Genomic DNA, 21164 nt, shown 5'->3' on the forward strand with positions numbered 1-21164 from the left:
ACGGGTAAACTTTCCACAGCCAAACCAGTATTCATTTCCGGCCCCGACCTGGAGTCAGCTTCGTCTCTTTTCCATTTTTAGTCATGGCCCCCTCCTCCCCCCGGCGCACGATTCGCTGGTACGCACCCCACCATTTTATCCTGTTTCCGGCGGCGCTGGTCATGGCTTTTTACACGGGCCGGCACTATGCCCTCGTAGCCGGCACGAATAATAATGATGCCCGGCTGTGGTTTTCTCTGGCGGCCCTGTCCTTTATTTTGCTGGGACTGCTGGTAATGACGCGCCAGCACTACGCCCTCACGCTGCAGGACCGCATCATTCGCCTGGAAATGCGGCAGCGGTATTTCGAAGTTACCCGCGACAGTTTTCAGCCCATTGAGCAGCAGCTCACCTTCAAGCAGATAGCCGCCATGCGCTACGCAAGCGACGCCGAATTGCCCGGCCTGGTGCAGGCCGTCATCCGCGAAAAACTCTCCCCGGCCGCTATAAACGAGCGTATCAATCTGCTTCAGCCCGATAATATGCGGGTCTGAGAAATATCTTTGCGGCTTGCCGGCAGCCCTAGCCGCCGGCAAGCGTATTCCTCCTTTCCGCTTTCTCATGATTCTCTACAACGTAACCAGCAGCCTCGACCCGGAAATTGAAGACCAGTGGGTGGCCTATATGCGCGACACCCATATGCCGGAGGTGATGGAAACCGGCTTCTTTCTGAAAAGCCAGCTTTGCCGCCTCCTCAATGAGGAAGACAACGGCATTACCTATGCGGCGCAGTACTACTGCATAAGCCTGGAGCAGCTGGAAGAATATCAGCAAGTAGCCGCCCCTGCCCTGCGCGCCGATATGGAGAAGCACTTTGCCGGACGCTATGCCTCTTTCCGCACCACGCTGGAAGTACTGGACTAAGGCTGTTTTTCTACAAGACACCAAAACAAAAGGCCGCTTCCTCTGCAGAGGAGCGGTCTTTTGCTGATAGATTAATCCATCTAATTTAACCCCGTACGGCCGCTTCTACGGCCGGGTGGCAGACATAGGCCTGCAGCTCTGCCGCCGACATGTTCCCGTTGTGCCATTCGGGGTCCAGGTTGGCGCCGATACGCTTATAGAAGCCGATGGCGGGCTCGTTCCACTCCAGCACCTGCCACTTCAGGCGGTGGGCGCCGGTGGCACGTGCCTCGGCTACCACGGCATCAAACAAGAGCTTGCCCAGCCCCATACCGCGGGCGGCTTCGGTTACCACCAAGTCCTCCAGGTACAGCATCCGGCCTTTCCAGGTGGAGTAAGCGGTGTAGTACAGTGCAATGCCCAGGATACCGGCCTCGGGCGTTTCGGCCACGAAGAAGCCAAAAATAGGCTGGGGGCCGAATCCGTCGCGGCGCATATCCTCCAGGGTGGTAGTTACTTCGTCGGGGGCGCGCTCATACTCGGCCAGTTCCAGAATAAGCTCCCGCACGCGGGGCAGGTCGGCTTCGGTGCCGCGGCGAATGGTAGTCATAGCAAGAGAAATCAAGAGAAATAAGGAGAGAAAGCAAGTTACGGCCTGGGCTGAAAAAGCAATGAGCAACAGCTCCTGGGGGCCATTGCTCATTGCTTTGTATTCAGAACCCTGGAAATTACATCTGGGGCTGCATCTTTTTGATGGCATTGGTGGCATTCACCGCGTTGATTTCCTCTTTTGCGGCAGCCTCAGCGGCAGCGGCAGAGTCCTGACCTGCGGCGGCAGCCGGCAGCGGGGGCAGCGGCGAATCAACTACCTCATCGTTCTTCTGATAATCAGGATTGCTGCACGACGACACCGTGAGCGTCAGGGAAGCGGCGGCCAGCAGACGGAGCAAAAGCGTTTTTTTCATTGTATCAGCTTGAAAAAGCGAGGCAGGTTCGAGTTTGGGGCCGCAAGATACAAAGCCCACCCGGAAAGCCATAAAGGGAAAGTAAGGCGGCCGGGGCTACTTCAGCACGCGGCCGTAGGGGTTAAGGCCCATGTTGTAGTACGCAAACGACCAGATATCAGTCCACTCATCAATGAGCAGCTTGGTGCTCTTGCCCGCGCCGTGGCCGGCATTCACGTCAATGCGGATGAGTTGGGGATTAGGACCCGAATTCACTTCCTGCAGCGTGGCGGCAAACTTAAAGGAGTGGGCGGGCACTACCCGGTCGTCGTGGTCGGCGGTGGTGATGAGCGTGGCGGGGTAGTTGACGCCCGGTTTCAGGTTGTGCAGGGGCGAGAACTTGTAGAGATTCTGGAACTGCGCGTAGTTGTCGGAAGAGCCATATTCCGGCACCCAGTTCCAGCCGATGGTAAACTTCTGGTAGCGCAGCATATCCATCACGCCCACGGCCGGGAAGGCCACGTGCGCAACCTCGGGGCGCTGCGTCATGATGGCGCCTACCAGCAGGCCGCCGTTGGAGCCGCCGGCAATGGCCAGCTTATCAGGGTTGGTGTAGTTCTGAATGGAGAGATACTCAGCGGCCGCAATAAAGTCATCAAACACATTTTGCTTGTTGGGCGTCATGCCGGCCTGGTGCCAGGCCTCGCCGTACTCGCCGCCGCCGCGCAGGTTAGGAATAGCCAGTACGCCGCCATTCTCCAGCCACAGCATGCGCGTTACGCTAAAGCTGGGCGTGAGCGACACGTTAAAACCACCATAGGCGTAGAGGTAGGTGGGATTTTGGCCATCCAGCTTCAGGCCTTTCCGATGCACAATGAACATCGGAATCTTTGTCTTGTCTTTGCTGGCGTAGAACACCTGCTGCACCACATAGTCATCAGGGTTCACATCTACTTTGGGCTTACGGAACACCGTGCTTTCGCCGCTGGCCACGTTGTAGCGGTAAATGGTGGTGGGGTAAGCAAACGAGGTAAAGGCATAGTATACCTCCTTATCCTCGTGGCGGCCATGAAAGCCGCTGGCGGTGCCAATAGCCGGCAAGGTGACGTCGCGCTCAAACTCGCCTTTTTCCGAGTATACTTTCACCAGACTGCTGGCATCATGCAGGTAAGAGGCAATCAGGCGGCCGCCCACCTGCGATACTTCTTCCAGCTTATCGGCGGTTTGGGGGAGTACGTCTTTCCAGTTGGTTTCCTGCGGTTTTGCGGGGTCGATAAGGACCAGGCGGAAGCGGGGCGCTTTGTAGTTGGTATGCACCAGCAGCTTGCCATCAATGTTGCCCACCACGGAGGTATGGTACTCGTAGGTGCTGCCTACTGCCGTGAACTTGCCCGCTTGCTTCGCGGCTTTCAGGTCGCGCACCAGCAGGCGGTTGCCGTCGGCTTTGCCATCGGTGAGGTAGACAATCAGAAACCGCTCATCATCGGTGGTACCAGCGTAGCGGAAGCCCAGGGGCATGGTTTTGTCCTCGTATACCAGCTTGTCGGCGCTTTGGTCGGTGCCCAGGCGGTGGTAGTATACTTTGTGAAACTCGTTTTTGCCGGAAAGCTTGTTTTCGCCGGCTTTGGGGGCATCGTAGCGGCTGTAGTAAAACCCGTCCTTGTCCCAGGCGGCGCCGGAAACCTTCACCCACTGCAGCTCATCTTTTAGCGGCTGGCGGGTTTTCAGGTCCATTACTTTGAGCTGCTGCCAGTCGGAGCCACCGCCGGAGGTGGCGTAGGCCATGTAGCGGTGGTCGTTGGAAAAGTAGGTGCCGGCCAGGGCCGTGGTACCATCGGCGGAGAATTTGTTGGGGTCGAGCAGGACTTCTTCTTTCTCCTCCCCTACCTTCTGCACATACTGTACAGCCTGGTTTTGCAGGCCATCGTTTTTCTGAAAATATAGGTAGTCGCCTTCCTGCTGCGGAATGCCGTACCGCTCATAGTTCCAGATCTGGGTGAGCCGCTCCCGAATTTTATCCCGGAACGGAATCTTGTCCAGATACCCGAAGGTGACTTTGTTTTCAGCCGTTACCCACTCCTTAGTTTCCGGCGAGTCCGCGTCTTCCAGCCACCGGTAGGCATCCGTTACGGACGTGCCGTGGTAGTCATCGGTCTGGTTGCTTTTGCGGGGAGTGGGATAAACAAGCTTGTGGCGCGAAACCGGAGAGCTGGTAGTGGTAGACACGGCAGTTTCTGAAGATGTAGAGGAAGCAGTGGTCTGGCCGAGCGGCCGGGACGGGCTACAGGCAGTTAAAGCAGACAACGTAAGCAGGCAAAGAGTACTGGTCTTCATAGCATCAGGAACGAGTAAGGATAAGCCGGGAGAAGGCAGCCGAAAAGAGGAGGCCACTAAGGTAGTAGCCCGGGCGCATTTTCCTGGGCTGCGCCGTTGGGAGCTTAGGCCCGCATGCGGCCCACCTTGGGAATTACCTGAATCAGGAAGCGTTTATTCTGGCCTTCGCGGCTGGCCGGGTAGCGCCCGGTGCCATAAAAGCCGCTGCCGCCAATAATCAGCTCAATGCTTTGGTCCCGGTTGAAATTTAAGCCGTTCTGCGACCAAAGGTTCAGCAGGTTCAGGGCGCGGCGGTAGCTGAGCTGGTAGGCAAACTGCTCGTCGCGCTTGGTGCGGGCTTCATCGTAGAGGTAGCGCGCAGCCATGCCTTCCACAATGACCAGGTAGCGCACATTCTGGCCCCGGGAGCTGGCGCTCAGGCTGCGCAGGCGGTCCTGCAGCAGGCGCCCGGCCCGTAGCAGCGCGGGCTTGTCGCGCTCCTGAATTTCGTCGCGGCCGGCTTTGAACTGCACGTCCAGCTTTAGCTCGTAGCGCTCATTTTGCGGGTCGTAGCGGAAGTACTGGCCTTCCAGCCGGCGTAATGATTCCCGGATTCGGGTTATCTGCTCCAGCTCAATGGCCTTGGCTTTCAGCTCGCCGTTGGCATCTTTCAACTCCCGCTCCCGGTCCTTGAAAAGCTTGAAGCTGTACACAAACAGCACCAGCATCACCACGAATAGGGACGTCATCAGGTCCACATAGCTGGGCCAGAAGAAGTCGTTGGATTCGCGTTTGGAGGAGCTGTTCATGAGTAGCTGACTTTATTGGACTTGCAGGCTGATATTCTGGTCGGCCATTTACACGAGTCGGGCTGATGCCACAATAATAATTTTAATATTCGGCGCAAAGCAGGGCAACTCCTACGCCGGGCGTTGCATCTGCCCCATTACCTCTCGCCCTATTTCTCTTTGGTATGTCAAACATCTCCTTTTCTCTACGCAAGGCAGCACTTATTACGGGGCTAGCGCTGCTGGGCTCGGTTATCGCGGCCCCTTTTGCCGAAATGTATGTCTTACCCAAGCTGGTAGTTCCCTACAAAGCCACGGAAACTGCCCAGAATATTCTGGCGCACAAAGGACTTTTTACCGCGGGCATCTTCGCTTATTTCTTCACGTTTATTCTGGATCTGGTGCTAAGCTGGTCACTGTATTTATTATGCAAGCCCGTTAGTAAGGCCCTGGCACAACTTACCGCCGGGTTTCGGCTGGTATATACCATTCTGGCGCTGGTAGCCCTCAACAACCTGGTAACCGGCTTCCGGCTGATTACTGCTCCCGAATACCTGACGCTGTTTGCCAAAGACCAGCTGTACGCCTTATCCATGGTGTACCTCAGGGCCTTTAAAAATCACTGGTATCTGGGGCTCATCCTGTTCGGTATTCACCTCGTGCTGTTGGGCTATCTGGTGGTAAAATCAACCTACATTCCCCGCCTACTGGGCTTTGCCTTAATGATTACCGGCGCAGGCTATATCCTGACCAGCCTACGGCCCTACCTCGCGCCCGATCTGAACATTGACTTTGCCATGTATACCTTTTATGGTGAAATCCTCTTTATGATTTGGCTCCTCGTTCGATGGAGAAGATTGCCGGAAACGCTCTAGCAACAAATGCTGGTCTGGAGTACCCTTCTGGGAATACTTGCTTACTGCGGCTGCACTCCGCCAAACAGCTTATCCATAAACCGCTGAAAACGATTCTTCGCGGTGGCCTTCACCAGTACGGTATTCAGGTTCGATAACTCCGCGAGCAGCTTGGCCTGAATCTGAGAATCCAGCTCTACTTTGCGGAGCAGCTCGCGCTGGGTGGCCGTTACGTCGCGGCTGAGGGCCTGCTGGCTGGCATCCACGCTTTTCAGCGGGTCCAGCTGGCGCATGATGCGCTCAAACACGTTGTCTTGGTTGATGCGCTGGAAGTACTCGCCCCACTTCTCGTAGGCCTGCTGGGCGTCGCGCTCATGGTACTGCAGGCGTTTCTGCATCAGGTCCGTCAGCGACATGGAGGCCTGGTCGAAGTACTGCTCGGTGCGGCCGCGCAGGGCGTCCATTTCCTTCTGGTGGCGCTGGAAAAAGTCGAGCTGGTGCTGGATGAGGTTATCGTTCTGGCCAATGTACTGGCCCAAGTCATTGATGCCGCGCTCAAAGCCGCGCAAACGGTCCAGAATGCCGGCCACGCTGTGGGCGGTATTAGTGCCCTCGGCCAGCATCTGGTTCAGCTTCTGCTGATAGCCGGTAAACTGCCCGAACATTTCCGCCGACTCCCGCACCTTATCAAACACTTCCAGGTTGGCCTGCGCCATCCGGTCGTAGCCAATTTCCTCCAGCTTCACCAAAAAGTCGCGCTGCACCCGGATGTTCTCGGTAATGGTGTTCAGAATGGGCTCGAAGAGCGTGACTTTGCCCACGAAATCCTGATTGAAGGCATCAAGCACCGCTTTCAGGTTGGTGAGCGAGCCGGCCATATCTGAGTGCAGAATGGGCAGCAGCTTCACCTGCAGGAAAGTGTAGTACTGGTTCTGGCGCTCGTCTACCACCTTGCGGGCCCGGCGCACCAGGCCATTGCCCAGCAGCGTGAGCAGCAGCCCCACAAAGGAGCCGGCCATGGCAATCAGCACTCCGGTCAGGAAGGGTGTCAGGGCATTTTCATCGGCCACCCCATTACGGGCAATACCCACCAGGCCCAGAATTACGCCCAGAAACGTACCCAGCAAACCCAGATACAGCGGCGTAGCCACGCCCGACTGCACTTCATTGGTCAGTACCTCACTGCGCCGCTCCGATATATCCTTGAGAATATCGAAGTCGGCGGCGGCGCCTTTGTTGTGGCGCAGGTACTCGTTGGTATCCAGCAGAATGTCGCGGAAGTCGTCCGTGGCCGGGTCGGCCTTAATAAGGTCGGCTACAAAGGAATCGGCCGGGGCATCGGCGGCATAATCCGGCATATCCCGCCCATCGGGCGTTACCAGGCGGCGCTCCACGCGCAGGGCGCTACGCTCCGGATACAGCAGTTCCAGCCGCCGCGCGCGGGACCGGGTTAGCAGAAACTCACGTATCTGCAGCCCTACTATAACCAGTACAACAACCAGTTCGAGAATGATTTCAAGCATAGTGCTACGAAACTACAAGCTATTCTTTAAAGCTAGTTCCCCTCCTTTTGTCAAGGAGGGGTCAGGGGTGGTTCTTTTCGTTGAACGATGACTAGCTCTAAATTTTAGCTCTAGTTGACCACCCCTAACCCCTCCTTGACAAAAGGAGGGGAACTAGCTTTTTACTCAAACCGAATAGCGGCCTTATGTTCAATCTGCCAGGCACCCGCCACGCGGCGTAGCGTACCATCTTCGTCCGTTATAATGCGCGACACCGGGCCGGCGGGCTGTTGGTAGCGGCATGCCTCGCGCAGGGAGAACTGGGCGCTTTGAATGGCGTAGGCATGCACGGCCGGGTTGGGGTTCACGCGGAACGTGGCCATATCCGGGTTTTGGGGGCTGAGCGTAATCTGGTAGATGCTGTCGTGCTGGGGCTGATCCGAGAGGTCGTACTCACTGAAACCGCCATTCACGGGCACCTTCACGTAGCGCAGCTCGGGGCCTGGGGCAACCGGGCGCGGCGGCTCCGGCAACGTTACAGGTGGTACCAGACTATCAAACTCATCCCGCGAAGCTGCTGCTGGCGGGCCGGCTGGCGTTACCACGGGCGGCGCAGGAGTTTCGGTTATGGCGGTAGGCGGTTCGTAGGCGGAAGGCGCCTGGCTGATGTTGGCAAAAGGCGTAGCGGCAGGGGCTGGATTCCCTTTGGCTGGATTTGATGGAGCGGGTGCAGGCCGCTGTTTCTCTACCGAAGGGCGGTTCTGATTTTGATTCTGGCCGTGTTTCTGCTGACCATCGTTTCCTGTGGGAGCAATGGATGCGCCAACTGCCGGACGCTTGCCTAGCTCCTGGGCTACCCATTGCTGCACCAACTGCTCTACCTGGCGCTGCATCTCCGGCGTTAAGCGGGTTAACGGTGCAGCACTGCCGCTGGCGGGCGCGCCCTGCAAAGCCATAATTTCCTCGCGGCGCTTATCAATACGGGCACTCAGCTCCTTCTGAAAATCATTCAGACTGCGGCGCATCAGCACGTACAGGAACAAGCTGAGCAGCGACACAATCAGGGCCAGGGGCGCAAAGAACTTGCTCATCAAACTCTCACTACCTCCGCGTGGCGCCGGAGCACCCGTTTCCCCTTCATTCACGCCCACTTCATCCAGCGAAGCCGTGTTGGTTTCATTGGTGAGCGAAGTAGTATCAGCGGTGGCTTCAGCAGCGGCTACCTCACCGGGCGGGGTGCCGTTCTCTACGTAGGTATTTAGGTTAGTGGCCAGCGCATCCAGGGCCTGCATACGGGCTGGGTCTTTGCGCCGGGCCGGCGAGGCTTTCAAGCGGTTGATGATTTCAGTAGCCAGCTTCTGAATGCGCGACTTATCCGAGCCCAGGCCCTTATACATTGCTCCGCGCCCTTCCAGCGGCAGGTACAAGGCACTATACACCCGCTGGCTATCGGCTTTTATACTGTTTTCAAAGGCTTTTAGCGAGCTGCCGCACTGCAGACTATTCTTAAGATTTGGCCGGCCGGTGTCTTCATACACAAACTTCACCGTGGCACACCAGATCTGCACCTTTTGCTCATCAAGCGTGGGCTGACCGAGGGGCGTTTGGGCGTGGGCGCCTGCCGCCAATAGCAACAGGCCGAAGAGCAAAGAAGCAGTGCGGCGGGAAAGAGTCATGAATCTGATGTATTGGGAAAAGACAATCATTCTAAAAGTAGATTTTGCCGCTTTTCAGTCATCCATTTCGGGAAACTCACCAACCAGCCAAAATTCACCATCTGGTTCTAAGGCATATCGATTAATGAACGACTGAGTGACACTAATCTTGTTGGAAAGCCACGTAGACATCATATGGTCATATGCTTGAAGCAAGTATTCTTGACCACTCATAATGAAGAAGTGAGTAATTCTTCGGTATAGATGCTTGAACTGAATTAACTCCAATAGTTTCGATTTATCAGCTATTCGAATTTCGAAGGCATGTGTTTCAGTTGCGGAATAACCAGCAATTTCCAGTTCAGTGGTCAACTCGTTGTCAACCCCGTCGAAGACAAATACCGAATCATCTGGCATCAATTCCAGCACTTCGACTAAGAAGTTTGCTTTCTTATCTACCATTAACTCATCCGGCCTGCAAATCCCGGCTCAGATTATACAACGCCTGTTTCAGTGGGAGGAAGAATAACGTTTCTGGCAGGGTTTCGTCGGCGGAAAGCAGGCGCTGGAACTGGTGCAGGCCCAGGCTTAGACTGTCCTCGATTTCGCGGAGCAGAATGTCCTTCACCCGTTGCCGGTCCACGTCTACGCCTACTTCGCGCATGAGGGGGGCTACTTCGTCGCCTTCCAATACCAGGGTGAGGAAGTTTCGTACGTTTTCGAGTACCTGAGCTTTCAGGTCGGCATCTACCTGCGCCAGCTTGAGGCGGCGCTGCCCGATTTCGCCCGAATCCGGGGCGCCGGTGAACTTCACAGGCTTAATCCGGTCGTAGTCGGCGGTGGAAGCACCGTCTTCGAAGAGCACGCCGCCGTTGGTGGTGGCTTCTTTGGGATTATCGGCCAGAATCACGCGGAAATTATGCGGTGCTTCGGTACCGGTTACGGCCTGGAAAATGGCTTTGGTAATCTTCTCAATAGCTGCCAGGTTGCTGCCCCCGGCCAGCAGGCGCAGGTACAGACTGCCTTTGCCGGAGAAGCACAGGTAGCGCGGCGTTTTCAGGCCGAGGTGCTGCACCAGCTGGGCGGTGTGGTAGATAATGGCCGTGTAGTGCAGGTAGAACAGCACCCGCAGCTGGCGGCCTTTGCCCAAGCCCAGCGCCTGCGAGAAACGCAGTGCATCATCGTACTTAAACAGCAGCGAGGTTACGTCAGCGGAGCCGAAGTCGGCGTTGCGCAGGGCAGCGTTGAGGTAGCCTTTGTACTCCTGGTTTTGCTCCGAGTCGGGCAGGCTTTCGGCGTGCGCCACGCCCAGGCGCAGCAGGCCGTTTTGCTTGGGCGCACCCTGCACACGGGCGTAGCCGTCGCCCCACAGGTCGTCGCCGGCAAAGCGGAACGAGGTGCTGAAGGCTGGATGCTGCTCGGCAAACACCAGCAAGTCGGTGGTACCCCCGCCAATGTCAATGTTGATGACGTTTTCGTCGCGGTTGGGCACCACCTGGTTGGTGGCCGTGAGGTAGTAGTACGGCGCCACCGATTCGGTGAGGCACACTGTAGACCGGCGCACTTTAAACACCTCCTGAAACTTCTCATCCCAGACCTGCTGGAACTGATTGCGCAGGAAACCATCAAAGCTTAGCGGGGCAAACCACACCACGCGGGTATCTTCCAGAATGCCGCCGTGCAAAGCCGCCTTATGGCGCATCAGCAGCAGCATTTCCTTGAAGAACGCCTCAATGCGCGATACCCCCTGCGGATCCAGCTCGGCCGACCACTTCAGGTTAGTAACAAAGCGGTTCTGGGGCAGCTCCGAGAGGGTTTCGGTGTTGATGCTGAAGCCCACGTTGATGTTGCTGAGCACCTTGGCCGGCTCGTTGGCGAAGCTGGTGGTTTCGCACACGGCCGTCCGAATCGGAAACTCATAGGCGGAGCCGCCTTCGCCGATAAAGCTGGGAACAAACTCACGGGTTTGCAGCGTGGCAATATCACTCTGCATCTGCCCGGCACCGGAGCGGTAGCGCTGGGTTGCCGACTGCCCGGCATCGGGCAGCGGAGCGTGCAGCCATTCCACCTGCACATCGGCTTCGCCAATGGTAAGAGGCCGGGGATGCGCGCGCGGGCTATCAGCATAGGCTACGTGGGTGTTGGTGGTGCCAAAGTCTACTGCAAATGTGAAGCGGCGGGTTCCGCGCTCCAGCTCACGCCAGCGGGGCACTACCAGCCCTCGGGCCGGCGCCGCGCCCAGCATGGCGGGCGGGCAGGTAAGCTCGGCAATATCGAAGTGAGTGCCGGTTATTTCGTAGTAGGTACTACCGGCGCTGGCAACGCTCTTGGTAGTGCGCTCCTGTTTGGTGGCCCGACGAGCGGCTCCCTGGTCGGTTATCCGCTCACCACCGGCAAAGAAGGCCAGTTCATAGCGGCGCTGCAGCATGGTGGGCGAGTTATCGGCATCCACCAGCATTACCTTGTACAAATCGTTGTACTCGGGCTGCTGCCGGAACACATAGAACGGGAAAATACCCACGCCCACGTTGGCCCGCACAATGCGGCCTTTCTCCAGAATCTCGCGGCCCTGCGCATCTTTCGGGTTCTGCGGGTTGGTGTAATAGCTGCGCTCGAAGGTGATGAAGCGGCCACCCTGCACCGGCACGCGCAGCTGCACGCGCACGTGGTTCAGGTCGATGGTGAAGGTGAGCAGCTCGGCCAGATCATGCTCCGTGAAGTACTCAAAGAAGGTCTGGCGCAGCGGCAGCAGGTACGGGAAACGGGCGCGGCCCTGCCCGTCGGCCCCGTACTGGAACGTGACTTTGCCGGTGTGGTAGCGCTGGGTGTTCAGCTCGTAGGGCAGCTCTACCAGGGAGTCTTCCAGGAAGTCGCCTACCGTCAGATATGGGTATTTAAAGCCTTTGCCGGGCAGCACGCGGCTTTCCAGCGCCAGCTCGTCGTGGTAGGGCACGGGCGTGCGGTCGTCCCAGGGCTGGCCGTTGAGGTAATTGGCCCCGGCCATGGTCAGGTTGGGGCGCAGTACCAGCGGGCGCGGGCGGCCGTTGCTGGCTTCGCGCGTGGGCTGAATGAACAAATCGGAGCTGGTCACGGCCGACTGATCGGCGCGGCCGGGCAGCGGCACCCCTTTTACTGATACCAGGTTGCCCTGGGCATCGGGCAGGGCCGGGAAGCGGCTCTGGAACTGCTGGGCTGTCCGGTCGCCCTGCATCTGCATCTGGTTGATGCGGGTGCGGTCGAGGGCGGCGTACACACTACCGGCAAACTCGCGGCTGCGCAGCTGCGGATAGGCCAGGAACAGCTCGTACACAAACTCCTGAAACTGCGGGTCACGCTGCTCCAGTAATACCGTCTGGCCATCGAAATAATGACCCCGGGCCTGCGGACGCTCCAGATCCAGCGGCTTCACGGCCGGACCGGTGAACAGCAGCGTGAGCGGCGAGGTGCCCCCCAGCAGGCGCGGACCGCCCGCCAGCTCCGGCGACTCATAGAAAATGAGGTACATGTCGGAGAAGCCCTGGAAGCGCTGGTCCTGGAAGAACAGCTGCAGGGTTTCGCCCAGCAGGCGGGTGCCTTCCTCGCTGCGCATCTTCCGGATTTCGGCCTCCGTGTTCCAGCGGCGCAGCGTGAGCTTGCGCCCGGCCTGGGAGTAGAGGTGGAAGTTGTAAAGCAGCTCCAGCAAATCCCAGTAGTGCGTTACCAGCTCGTGGTACACGGAGTTGGGGTTGCGCTGGCCTTCGCGGGCCAGGAAATCAAACGCCGTTTCAAACAGGTGCATCCGCGCAAACGGCGTCGGGATGCTAATGGCCAGATTGCGGGCTTTACCGCCCGTGGGGTCCGTTACGGTGTTGATTTCGGTACTGGTGACGGGGGCGGTTTTCTGCCAGCCTTGAACTTGCTGGGACCCGTTATTATGCAGGCGAAGGACTTTAGCCATTCTAAGTTTGCTTTGATTTGAACGGAGTCCCCTCCTTTTTTAAGGAGGGGTGCCCGGAGGGCGGGGTGGTTCAGGCGTTGTTTTGTTGTTTGCTTATTCCGTCATGTCGAGCGTAGTCGAGACATCTCGCGGGCTGATGTTGGGGTGCTAATCACTATTTACCACACTAGCGAGATGTCTCGACTACGCTCGACATGACGGGTGGTTTTCAGCTGAACAACATCAGCAACGAGGTCAACCACCCCAGCGGCAGTAAACTGCCACGTCCCCTCCTCATCTGAGGAGGGGAATTAACGTTCTGTTTAAACGACTTTCACCTTTTCCTCAAAGGCCTTGTCGGTCACATCGTAGAACAGGGCCAGCAGCTTCTTGAAGTTGTCGGGCTCGTTGATGGACTTATCGGCTTTGTTGAGGCTGTCGAGGATGTAGTTGTGGCTGAGGCCTTTGTTGAAGAAGTCGTTCCACTTCTTTTCCACGGGCTTGCCGGCAATCATGGCGTTGAAATCCTCGGTGGTCAGGTCGAAGGGGCGGAAGGCACGGCGGTTCTGGGAGAGTTCCTGCAGCCACTGGTCTACCCCAAACTCAGGGCTGTGCAGCAGGTTGTTCAGCTCCCGAAAGATGGGCTCGTTGCGCAGCGCGTAGTCCAGCTTCAGGTTGTCGTGGTAGGGTGCCTTGTCATCGGGCAGGTGCTGCTTGTGGTAGCGCGAGAAGTACAGCAGCTGCGTGAGGTGCTTGGCAATCAGCTCGCGGCTTTCATCGGGCAGGTGGCCAAACTGCACCTCCATCGAATCAGAGCCTAAGCCATACTCGTGGAAGTGGGGCGCACCGCTGCGCAGCTCGGCATCGGAGTACTGCATGAAATCCACGATGCTGAGGGCGGCCAGCAGCTCAATGAGGTGGGCTTTGTTTTTCTGCTGGGTGCCGCCGGGCTGGTTGTCGTAGGGCGTGTCGGGCGTGTCGGCCAGGTAGTACAGTGCATCCAGGCCCGGCAGATTGTGCTCGTAGTAGCTGAGCGCCGCCTTGGTTTTGGTCAGGAAGTTGTTGGAGTCGATAACCTGATTGTCCTCGCTTTGCAGCGCAAAATACGGCATCACGGTTACCGCACCAGTCAGCGCGTCGCGCAGGTAACGGGCGTTGCTAAGGCGGGTGTTGGGGTCTTTCAGGTTTTTGAGCAGCAGCGGAAAACCAGCCGCGCCAGTACCCCCAAAAATGCTCGATATAAAGAATACCCGGTCACCCTCCTGGAAGTTATCTGCAAAAAACCGCATTTCCGGGCTCTCCACCACCTTGTTCAGCACCACGGAGCCCACGTTTGGCGAGCCGCGGAAGCCAATGGTAAGCGGGCTTTCCAGGTTGTCCTGGGTGAATAGCAGCTCTACCACGGCCTTGGAATCCACGGAAAGCTGGTCGTAGTGCAGGTACTGGCGGAAACTCTGGTTGATACCGCCGAAGTCGAAGATAAAGGTATCCTTCACGCCGCCATTGGCATCGGCTGAGATATTGCTCAGCGTGCTGATGTCGGTTTTGAAGAAGCCTTCCTCTTGCTGGCCCAGACGGCGGTGCACCTGTTGGTAGCTTTGCAGCAAGGCCACCGTGCGGTTCATGTCGCCGTTGTGGGCGTCGGGGTCGATGATGATGGGCACTACCCGGTCGCAGTTGGGAAGCTCTACGCCCGAGGCCAGCAGCATGGTGAGCGAGCGAATGACGCGCGAGCCTGTGCCGCCGATGCCGAATAAAAACAGTTTAGCCATGAGTTGCGAGTGCTAAATGACTGTAGCGCGAAGCTCCAGCTTCGCGCATCGTTCAACAGAATATCTGAACGATAAAAACAATCAGAATCGTAAAAACGGCGCGGTGGCCATTGTTCAACGATACACGAAGCTGGAGCTTCGCGCTACACTTAAAACGGAGTGGTGCTGGCGTTGGTGGAACCGCGGCGCAGCAACAGGGAAAACACGAAAAACCACAGCATCCCCAAAACGGCATTCCAGGTAGCCAGCCAGTAGATATAGCTGTGCTCGGTAGCCTGCTGGGCGTTGGCCTGCCAGATGGCAATAATGAAGGCCAGCACCGCATTCAGGAAGAAGAAAATACCCCAGTGGCGGCCTTTGTTGAAGGTGGCCACGCCCATGGCGCGGTTAATCACATAGTAGAACACTACCACCAGCGCCAGGGAAAGACCGATGTTCAGCAGGCCAATGTTGGGGAAGATAACGTCGCGGTACACGGGGGTATCCGCAGGTGGTTGAGGGGAGCCAATGATTTCGTAGAGGAACCGGAAGAATGCTTTCATGGAACGGGGAGAGAGGCGCGCCTGGCTGGTGCGTGGGTAAAGGAACGGTAAACGAACAGGTATTAGTACGTAGGGAGGTTGCGCCGGGCAATTACCGGGCCGGTTGCAGGATCAGGGGCACCGTGAAAACGGGCCGAACGTCCTGCTCACTGGTGGTTACCGCTTCCACCCCATCCAGCAAAGAACTGAAGGCAAATGTTTTAGCGCCGGCCTGGTTGATATTGCTGTCGTTTTTGGTGGTCCACTCATTTATCCAGGTGGGGCGCTTGTTATTGAGCACTAGCTGGAGCGGGCGCTCGGCCTTGGCCATGCGGGTAAGGCGCACTTTTACAAAGTGCGTATAGCCGGACTCGGGGCCGCTGCTGGCGCGGGTCTGGTCGGTGGCGGCAAATACCTGGGTGATTTTGGCATCGGTGTCCACGCCTACCAGCTGCAGGTTGGCTTTCAGGTACGTCAGGTCACGGTACAGGGCAGGCAACGGCGCCATGTTCAGGCCCACCACAAACTCCACGGGCTGCTGAGCCGATACTTCACTGACGGCTACTGTGTGGTAGGAAGCCCCCGCGGCCCGCTTGCTGGCCCCGGCATCACCATAGTACCAGCCGCCCTGGTTCTGGAATTTGCTGAGCAGTGAGGAAGAAGGCGTGGGGTATTTCACGCCGAAATGGGCCTGCTGGGCGGGCTGCTTGCTGAGCAGGGCCGCATCAAAGCGGCGCACGGCATCTGCGGGGCCGATTACCCAGAAATAGTACGGAATGTCAGTATCGCAGCAGTTGGCGCGCTTGGCCCCGCCGGTTTTCAGGGCCGGGTAGTAGATACCGTGAAAGTCAGAAGTGAAGCCGTACACAGAAACGGCCAGATCTGAGCGGCCTGCGCGGTTCAGGGCGTCGGTAATATCGGTTTTAATGTAGGGAATAGCGCCGGCGTTTTTCGGCGAGTAAATAAAGTCCGAAATCAGCACACTGACGGTGTTGGGCTCATAATAATGGCTCACCAGCGTATCGAGCACGGAGGGAATATCGGTGCTCTTGGCGGGCTCCCGGATGCCGCCGCGTACGGTGCCGGAAAGCTGCTGGTATGTGTCGCGGTAGGGCTTTTCCTTGATGCGGAAGAACTGCTTCTGCTGCACCGCCGTGCTCCGGTTTAAGTCAGACAGAAACTGGGCTACGTGCTGTTGAAAGCGGGTATTCTCGGCACTGGCACCGGGTTTTGGCATAAAGCCTTCCATGGAACCCGATACTTCCAGGAAAATAGCGACGCGGGCTAGCGGCGCTTCGGGCTGCTCCCCTTCGGGCACCGAGGGTTCAGCAGCTACCGGCGCCGGGGCCGCTGGCTTTTCTTCCGCCGACGGGGTGGTTTTAGATACCGTAGCGGTGTCTTCGGACTTTATATCCTCCCGCGAATAACAGCCGGCCAGCAACAGGGCAGCTGCCATAGCCGGCAGCAGGCGAGAAAAAACAGGGTTTCGCATCGAGCCAAAGTAACGTTTCACGGCCGAAGCCGCAACCCCGCGTACTGCCAAGCCGCCCCGCGGGTTGTGCCGAAACGCGCAGTTGAGCAGAAAATTTTAGTTTGAAGATATTCCTACGTGTCATTGCGAGGCAGAAGCCGAAGCAATCCGTCCCTTAAAACATGCAAAGCCCCAATAAAACCAGAAAGCCCTTGACGCATGCACCACGCGTCAAGGGCTTTCTGGTAAAAGGGAGTATCTGGCTTTGGAAAGGACGGATTGCTTCGCTTCGCTCGCAATGACACGGACCGCACAGTTCCTTCCTTAGCTATAATCTATTTCCGTATTGTCACCAATATTAATGCTGTGGTTCAGGCCCCGGAAGGAGGCATCAGAGCCCACAATGCAGTCGTGCATCACGGCGGAGCGCAGCTCGGAGTAGGAGCCGATGATGGAGTCGCTCAGGATGGTGTTTTTGACGATGGTCCGGTCGCCGATTGCCACGTTGGGGCCAATGATGGAGTGCGAAATCTGGCAGTCCTTGCCAATGCTGACCGGCGGAATAATAATGGTATCGGGAAACTCGGGGTAGAGGCGGGCCAGGAACTCGGGGCGGTTAAGCAGACGGGCGTTGGCTTCCAGCAGGGTTTCCTTGCGGCCGCAGTCAAACCAGTTGTCTACCGGCGTGGTGGTAATTTCCTCGCCCTGCTGAATGAGGCGCATCAGCGCGTCGGTCAGCTGAAACTCGCCGTGGGTGCGCAGGTCCTCATTTATGATGTACTCCAGGGCTTCGGCCAGGCGCTCGGGGTGGGCTATTTTGTACAGGCCCACCATGGCGTAGTTGGACTTGGGGATTTTGGGCTTTTCCACCACTTTGGTTACGCGGCCGCCGCTGCTGGTTTCTACCAGGCCAAACATGCCGGGGGTTTTCACCTCTTTCACGGCCAGCACGGTACCGGGCATGGCCAGCAGTTTGGGCAGATCAATGTCCACAATGGTGTCGCCCAGCAGAATCAGCACACCGTCGGGGTCGTGGCGGAAGGTGTCGCGGGCCAGCCACAGGGCATGCCCAATGCCTTCGCGCGGTTCCTGCACCACAAAGGTGGACTTCAGATCGGGGTATTCGCGGCGCACGTAGCGCTCAATTTTCTCGCCCAGGTAGCCAATGATAAACACAAACTCCTCGAAGCCGGCATCGCGCAAACGGTCTATGATGTGGCCCAGGATGGTGTTGCCGGCCACGGGTACCAGCGACTTGGGCTGGGTGTGCGTATGGGGCCGCAGGCGCGACCCAATGCCGGCAACGGGAATGACTGCTTTCATGTGCGGTGCAATGGTGGTCAGATAGACTCGCAAAATAAGGATTCGGCGCGGTAAGCGGCAGCAAATACAACCGCTGCGTCCTGATTTCGTACTGGCAGCACGTGTATATAGTATTTCGTGCATAGTATTGCCGGGCCGGTAAGCTCAGCAGCAACGGCTTTTCCGGAGCGGCAGCACGCTTTTTTCTGATTTTCTCTCCCTCACTTTCTTTCCCAATCCTTTCTCATGAAACGTTTCCTCCTTTATCTGGCCGGTCTGGTCATTATGCTGAGCCAGTCTTCCTGCGGGTACAACTCCATGGTACAGAAAGACCAGGCCGTGAAAGCCCAGTGGGCCAACGTGCAGAACAGCTACCAGCGCCGCTCCGACCTGATTCCCAACTTGGTAAACACCGTGAAAGGCGCCGCCAACTTCGAGAAGTCAACTCTGACCGACGTGATTAATGCCCGCGCCAAGGCTACCAGCGTGCAGCTTTCCGCCGACCAACTCACGCCCGAAAACCTGAAGAAATTCCAGGAAGCCCAAAGCCAGGTATCAGCCGGTCTAGGCCGCTTGCTGGCCGTATCGGAAAACTATCCGGATCTGAAAGCCAACGCCAACTTCCAGGAGCTGCAGGCGCAGATTGAAGGCACCGAAAACCGCATTAACGTGGAGCGGCAGAAGTTTAACACCGTGACCAACGACTATAACGGCTACATTAAATCTTTCCCCAATAACATCTTTGCGGGTATGTTTGGCTTCGCCGAAAAGCCCTACTTTGAGGCGGAAGCCGGTGCGCAGAAAGCGCCTACCGTACAATTTTAATCGGAGTTGCCTGTTGTCAGTGGACAGCTGCCTGTAGCATTTTACTTTGCAGTAGCTGGCCACTGATAACGATCAACTGACAACTGAACTATGGTTAACCCTCTCACGCCCCAGCAGGAGGCGGCCCTGGTAGCCGCCATCCGGCAGGCGGAAGTCACTACTTCCGGCGAAATTCGGGTGCACTTTGAAGACACCTGCCCCACCCCGGAGCCCCTGGACCGGGCCGCGCAGATTTTCGCGCAGCTTAAAATGCAGGAAACGGCGGAGCGCAACGGTGTCTTATTTTACGTAGCCTGGGAAACCCGTCAGTTTGCCATTATTGGGGATGCGGGCATTAACTCCGCCGTGCCCGATGACTTCTGGGAAACCACGAAGGAAATTGTGCTTGATAATTTCAGGACCCACAAGTTTGTGCTGGGCCTGGAGCGCGGTATTCAGATGGTAGGCGAGCAGCTGCAACGGTATTTCCCCTACAACGTGCACACCGACCAGAACGAACTCGACGACTCCATTTCGTTTGGCGACGCTACGCCGCCGCGTATATGATTCTACCTCTCTTCCGGCCCGGTGCCGCCCGGCGCTCCATCTATCTTCTGTGGCTGCTGCTCCTGCTGATGGTCCCGCAGCTATCAGCCCAAACCCTACCGGAACGCCCCACCCCTCCCCGCCTGGTAAATGACCTGGCCGGGCTAATGCGCCCCGAGGAAGTGGAGGCGCTGGAACGCAAGCTGGTAGCGTATGACGACTCCACCTCCACGCAGATGGCCATTGTTACGGTGCCTAACCTGGAGGGTGCCGAGGTGGCCGACTACGCGCAACAGCTGTTTGAAAAGTGGGGCATTGGCCGTAAGGGCAAGAATAATGGCCTGCTGATTCTGGTTTCCAAGGAAGAGCATAAAATCAACATCCACACCGGCTACGGCCTAGAAGGCGCCATTCCCGATGCCCTGGCCAAGCGCATCATCACCAACGTGCTGGTGCCCAACTTCCGCGCCGACCAGTACTACAAAGGCCTGGATGCCGCCACCGACCGCCTGTTTGCCCTGGCGGCCGGCGAGTACCAGGCCGAGCCCCGCCCCACCGGCGACTATAATGATGGCGGCGGCTCCGGCTGGCTGTTCTGGGTAGTGCTGGCCCTGCTTATCTTCCTGTTCATCTCCCGCATGGGTGGTGGCAAAGGCGGCGGGGGCCGACGCAACCGCGGCTTTGGCGGCGGCATGATTCCGCCCCTCATCTTTGGGAGTGGTGGTTTCGGCGGCGGAGGCTTCGGTGGAGGCGGTGGTGGTTTTGGCGGCGGCGGAGGCGGCTTCGGCGGCTTTGGCGGCGGCAGCTCCGGGGGCGGGGGCGCCAGCGGCAGCTGGTAAACCCACCTCGTATACCTACAAAAACAAAGCGCCCGAAGCATGCTTCGGGCGCTTTGTTTTTGTAGGTATACGAGGGCTTGGCCTTAATGCGGGCTCTTTACGCCGGCTTGTATGGCCACGGGCAGGCGGTTTTCTACTGGCGGCACGGGGCAGGAGTAGCGGCCGCTGTAGGCGCAGAAGGGATTATAGGCGCGGTTGAAATCCAGCACTAGGGTGCCGCCCTGTATCTGGCCGATGCGCACATCCAGGTAGCGGCCACCCCCATAGCTGGCGTGGCCGTTCGTCAGGTCGGTGAAGGGCACAAACAGGTAGTCTTCAAACCCCGGCTTTTTCATCAGCTCCTGATTTTGATACACGGTGAGCTTAAGCGGCTGACCACTGAGCGTGAAATACACCTCGCCGTACTTACGGTACATGGGGCGGCGGCTGGTGCTGGTTTGCATGGCGAAGGGCACCGACAGGGAATCAGGCACAAACCGGGCCTCTACGCAGGCCGCGTAGTTAACCGGGAAAAAGGGCAGGCCCGTGAAGGTCGCGCGGTCCTCCGGCGTCAGCGGTGACGCTTCGGGGTTACGGTATTCCGCGTTCAGCTCCTGTTGGAAAGCCGCTACGGCCCGGGTATGATCCGCCACTGTGGGGCGGTGGCTACGGGACGGGGATGGAGTCTGCGCCCGGGTAGTGAGGCCAAGTAGCAGGAACAGGAAAAGAAACCAGATTTTCATAGCCGCAAGATAGGCTGCGGGGAGGCAACATCCTTACCCTCCTTCTGGCTCTAACCAGCGTTCAGGGTTGTTTTTTCATCGTGGCTATTTGCTTTTTCAAGCTTTTATCCACCACCTGTTTATTGCCTGCTCCGCGCTGTGGTTGGCTCGGTTAGCGCCGGTCCAGAGCCAATCAATGCCTGATTCCGAGGCCTGCCGTTTCGGCCAACTGCGCATCCAGGAAACGGTTATGCTGGCAATGAAAGCTTTGATAGGCATTGGACTAGCCAAGCGGGCAGTCTGAGCGTATAGGAGGTTCTCTGTTAAGCCCGTTTTGCAATTCTGAAAGCCGCC

General features: G+C 57.7%; 19 protein-coding genes. 6 read left to right on the top strand and 13 right to left on the bottom strand.

What is annotated here, in order from left to right:
• Nucleotides 1-83 precede the first annotated feature (83 nt).
• On the top strand, nt 84-533 hold the full coding sequence (locus AM218_RS12910) for a DUF6526 family protein (RefSeq protein WP_054414258.1): 450 nt from the start codon (nt 84-86) through the stop codon (nt 531-533).
• A gap of 16 nt (nt 534-549) precedes the next feature.
• Nucleotides 550-903, top strand: coding sequence for a DUF4286 family protein (locus AM218_RS12915; protein ID WP_231717490.1), 354 nt, complete (start codon nt 550-552; stop codon nt 901-903).
• An 85-nt stretch (nt 904-988) separates the two neighbouring features.
• Here the strand turns inward: AM218_RS12915 and AM218_RS12920 are convergent, their stop codons facing one another.
• The 4 genes from AM218_RS12920 to AM218_RS12935 form a co-directional block, all read right to left on the bottom strand.
• Nucleotides 989-1492, bottom strand: coding sequence for a GNAT family N-acetyltransferase (locus tag AM218_RS12920; protein WP_054415604.1), 504 nt, complete (start codon nt 1490-1492; stop codon nt 989-991).
• Nucleotides 1493-1610: 118 nt separating this feature from the next.
• Nucleotides 1611-1847, bottom strand: a complete 237-nt coding sequence (locus AM218_RS12925; RefSeq protein ID WP_157547655.1) for a hypothetical protein — start codon at nt 1845-1847, stop codon at nt 1611-1613.
• A 96-nt stretch (nt 1848-1943) separates the two neighbouring features.
• Nucleotides 1944-4160 (bottom strand): prolyl oligopeptidase family serine peptidase, encoded by a 2217-nt coding sequence (locus tag AM218_RS12930; protein ID WP_054414261.1) that lies wholly within the window; start codon nt 4158-4160, stop codon nt 1944-1946.
• Between the two features lie 104 nt (nt 4161-4264).
• Nucleotides 4265-4948: a hypothetical protein gene (locus AM218_RS12935; protein WP_054414263.1), complete on the bottom strand. Its 684-nt coding sequence runs from the start codon at nt 4946-4948 to the stop codon at nt 4265-4267.
• Nucleotides 4949-5112: 164 nt separating this feature from the next.
• Here AM218_RS12935 and AM218_RS12940 point away from each other — a divergent pair, with 164 nt between their 5' ends.
• Entirely contained in the window at nt 5113-5802 is a 690-nt protein-coding gene (locus AM218_RS12940; protein WP_054414265.1) for a DUF4386 domain-containing protein, read from the top strand.
• A gap of 41 nt (nt 5803-5843) precedes the next feature.
• On the opposite strand, the gene AM218_RS12945 is transcribed toward AM218_RS12940, so the two are convergent.
• From AM218_RS12945 to AM218_RS12980, 8 genes are all read right to left on the bottom strand, one after another.
• Nucleotides 5844-7304, bottom strand: coding sequence for a MotA/TolQ/ExbB proton channel family protein (locus tag AM218_RS12945; RefSeq protein WP_054414267.1), 1461 nt, complete (start codon nt 7302-7304; stop codon nt 5844-5846).
• A gap of 161 nt (nt 7305-7465) precedes the next feature.
• Complete coding sequence (locus tag AM218_RS12950) at nt 7466-8959, bottom strand: hypothetical protein (RefSeq protein ID WP_157547656.1); 1494 nt, start codon at nt 8957-8959, stop codon at nt 7466-7468.
• A gap of 54 nt (nt 8960-9013) precedes the next feature.
• Nucleotides 9014-9400, bottom strand: coding sequence for a hypothetical protein (locus AM218_RS12955; protein WP_054414270.1), 387 nt, complete (start codon nt 9398-9400; stop codon nt 9014-9016).
• Between the two features lie 4 nt (nt 9401-9404).
• Nucleotides 9405-12875 (bottom strand): hypothetical protein, encoded by a 3471-nt coding sequence (locus AM218_RS12960; RefSeq protein ID WP_054414272.1) that lies wholly within the window; start codon nt 12873-12875, stop codon nt 9405-9407.
• A 302-nt stretch (nt 12876-13177) separates the two neighbouring features.
• The gene (locus AM218_RS12965; protein ID WP_054414274.1) at nt 13178-14626 is read right to left on the bottom strand and encodes a hypothetical protein; all 1449 of its coding nucleotides are present in this window, start codon (nt 14624-14626) and stop codon (nt 13178-13180) included.
• Nucleotides 14627-14775: 149 nt separating this feature from the next.
• Complete coding sequence (locus AM218_RS12970) at nt 14776-15168, bottom strand: hypothetical protein (RefSeq protein ID WP_054414275.1); 393 nt, start codon at nt 15166-15168, stop codon at nt 14776-14778.
• 91 nt (nt 15169-15259) lie between these two features.
• Nucleotides 15260-16603 (bottom strand): hypothetical protein, encoded by a 1344-nt coding sequence (locus AM218_RS12975; RefSeq protein ID WP_054414277.1) that lies wholly within the window; start codon nt 16601-16603, stop codon nt 15260-15262.
• 339 nt (nt 16604-16942) lie between these two features.
• Nucleotides 16943-17941, bottom strand: a complete 999-nt coding sequence (locus tag AM218_RS12980; RefSeq protein ID WP_054414279.1) for a sugar phosphate nucleotidyltransferase — start codon at nt 17939-17941, stop codon at nt 16943-16945.
• 225 nt (nt 17942-18166) lie between these two features.
• Here AM218_RS12980 and AM218_RS12985 point away from each other — a divergent pair, with 225 nt between their 5' ends.
• From AM218_RS12985 to AM218_RS17140, 3 genes are all read left to right on the top strand, one after another.
• Entirely contained in the window at nt 18167-18745 is a 579-nt protein-coding gene (locus AM218_RS12985; protein WP_054414281.1) for a LemA family protein, read from the top strand.
• 90 nt (nt 18746-18835) lie between these two features.
• The gene (locus AM218_RS12990; protein ID WP_054414282.1) at nt 18836-19291 is read left to right on the top strand and encodes a TPM domain-containing protein; all 456 of its coding nucleotides are present in this window, start codon (nt 18836-18838) and stop codon (nt 19289-19291) included.
• Nucleotides 19288-20109, top strand: a complete 822-nt coding sequence (locus AM218_RS17140; RefSeq protein ID WP_054414283.1) for a TPM domain-containing protein — start codon at nt 19288-19290, stop codon at nt 20107-20109. The genes AM218_RS12990 and AM218_RS17140 overlap by 4 nt, the downstream gene beginning before the upstream one ends.
• A gap of 83 nt (nt 20110-20192) precedes the next feature.
• Here AM218_RS17140 and AM218_RS13000 read toward each other — a convergent pair whose 3' ends face one another.
• The gene (locus AM218_RS13000) at nt 20193-20831 is read right to left on the bottom strand and encodes a DUF1684 domain-containing protein (protein WP_054414284.1); all 639 of its coding nucleotides are present in this window, start codon (nt 20829-20831) and stop codon (nt 20193-20195) included.
• Nucleotides 20832-21164 lie beyond the last annotated feature (333 nt).

The organism is Hymenobacter sp. DG25A (genome assembly GCF_001280305.1).
In the GTDB taxonomy this organism is placed as follows: domain Bacteria; phylum Bacteroidota; class Bacteroidia; order Cytophagales; family Hymenobacteraceae; genus Hymenobacter.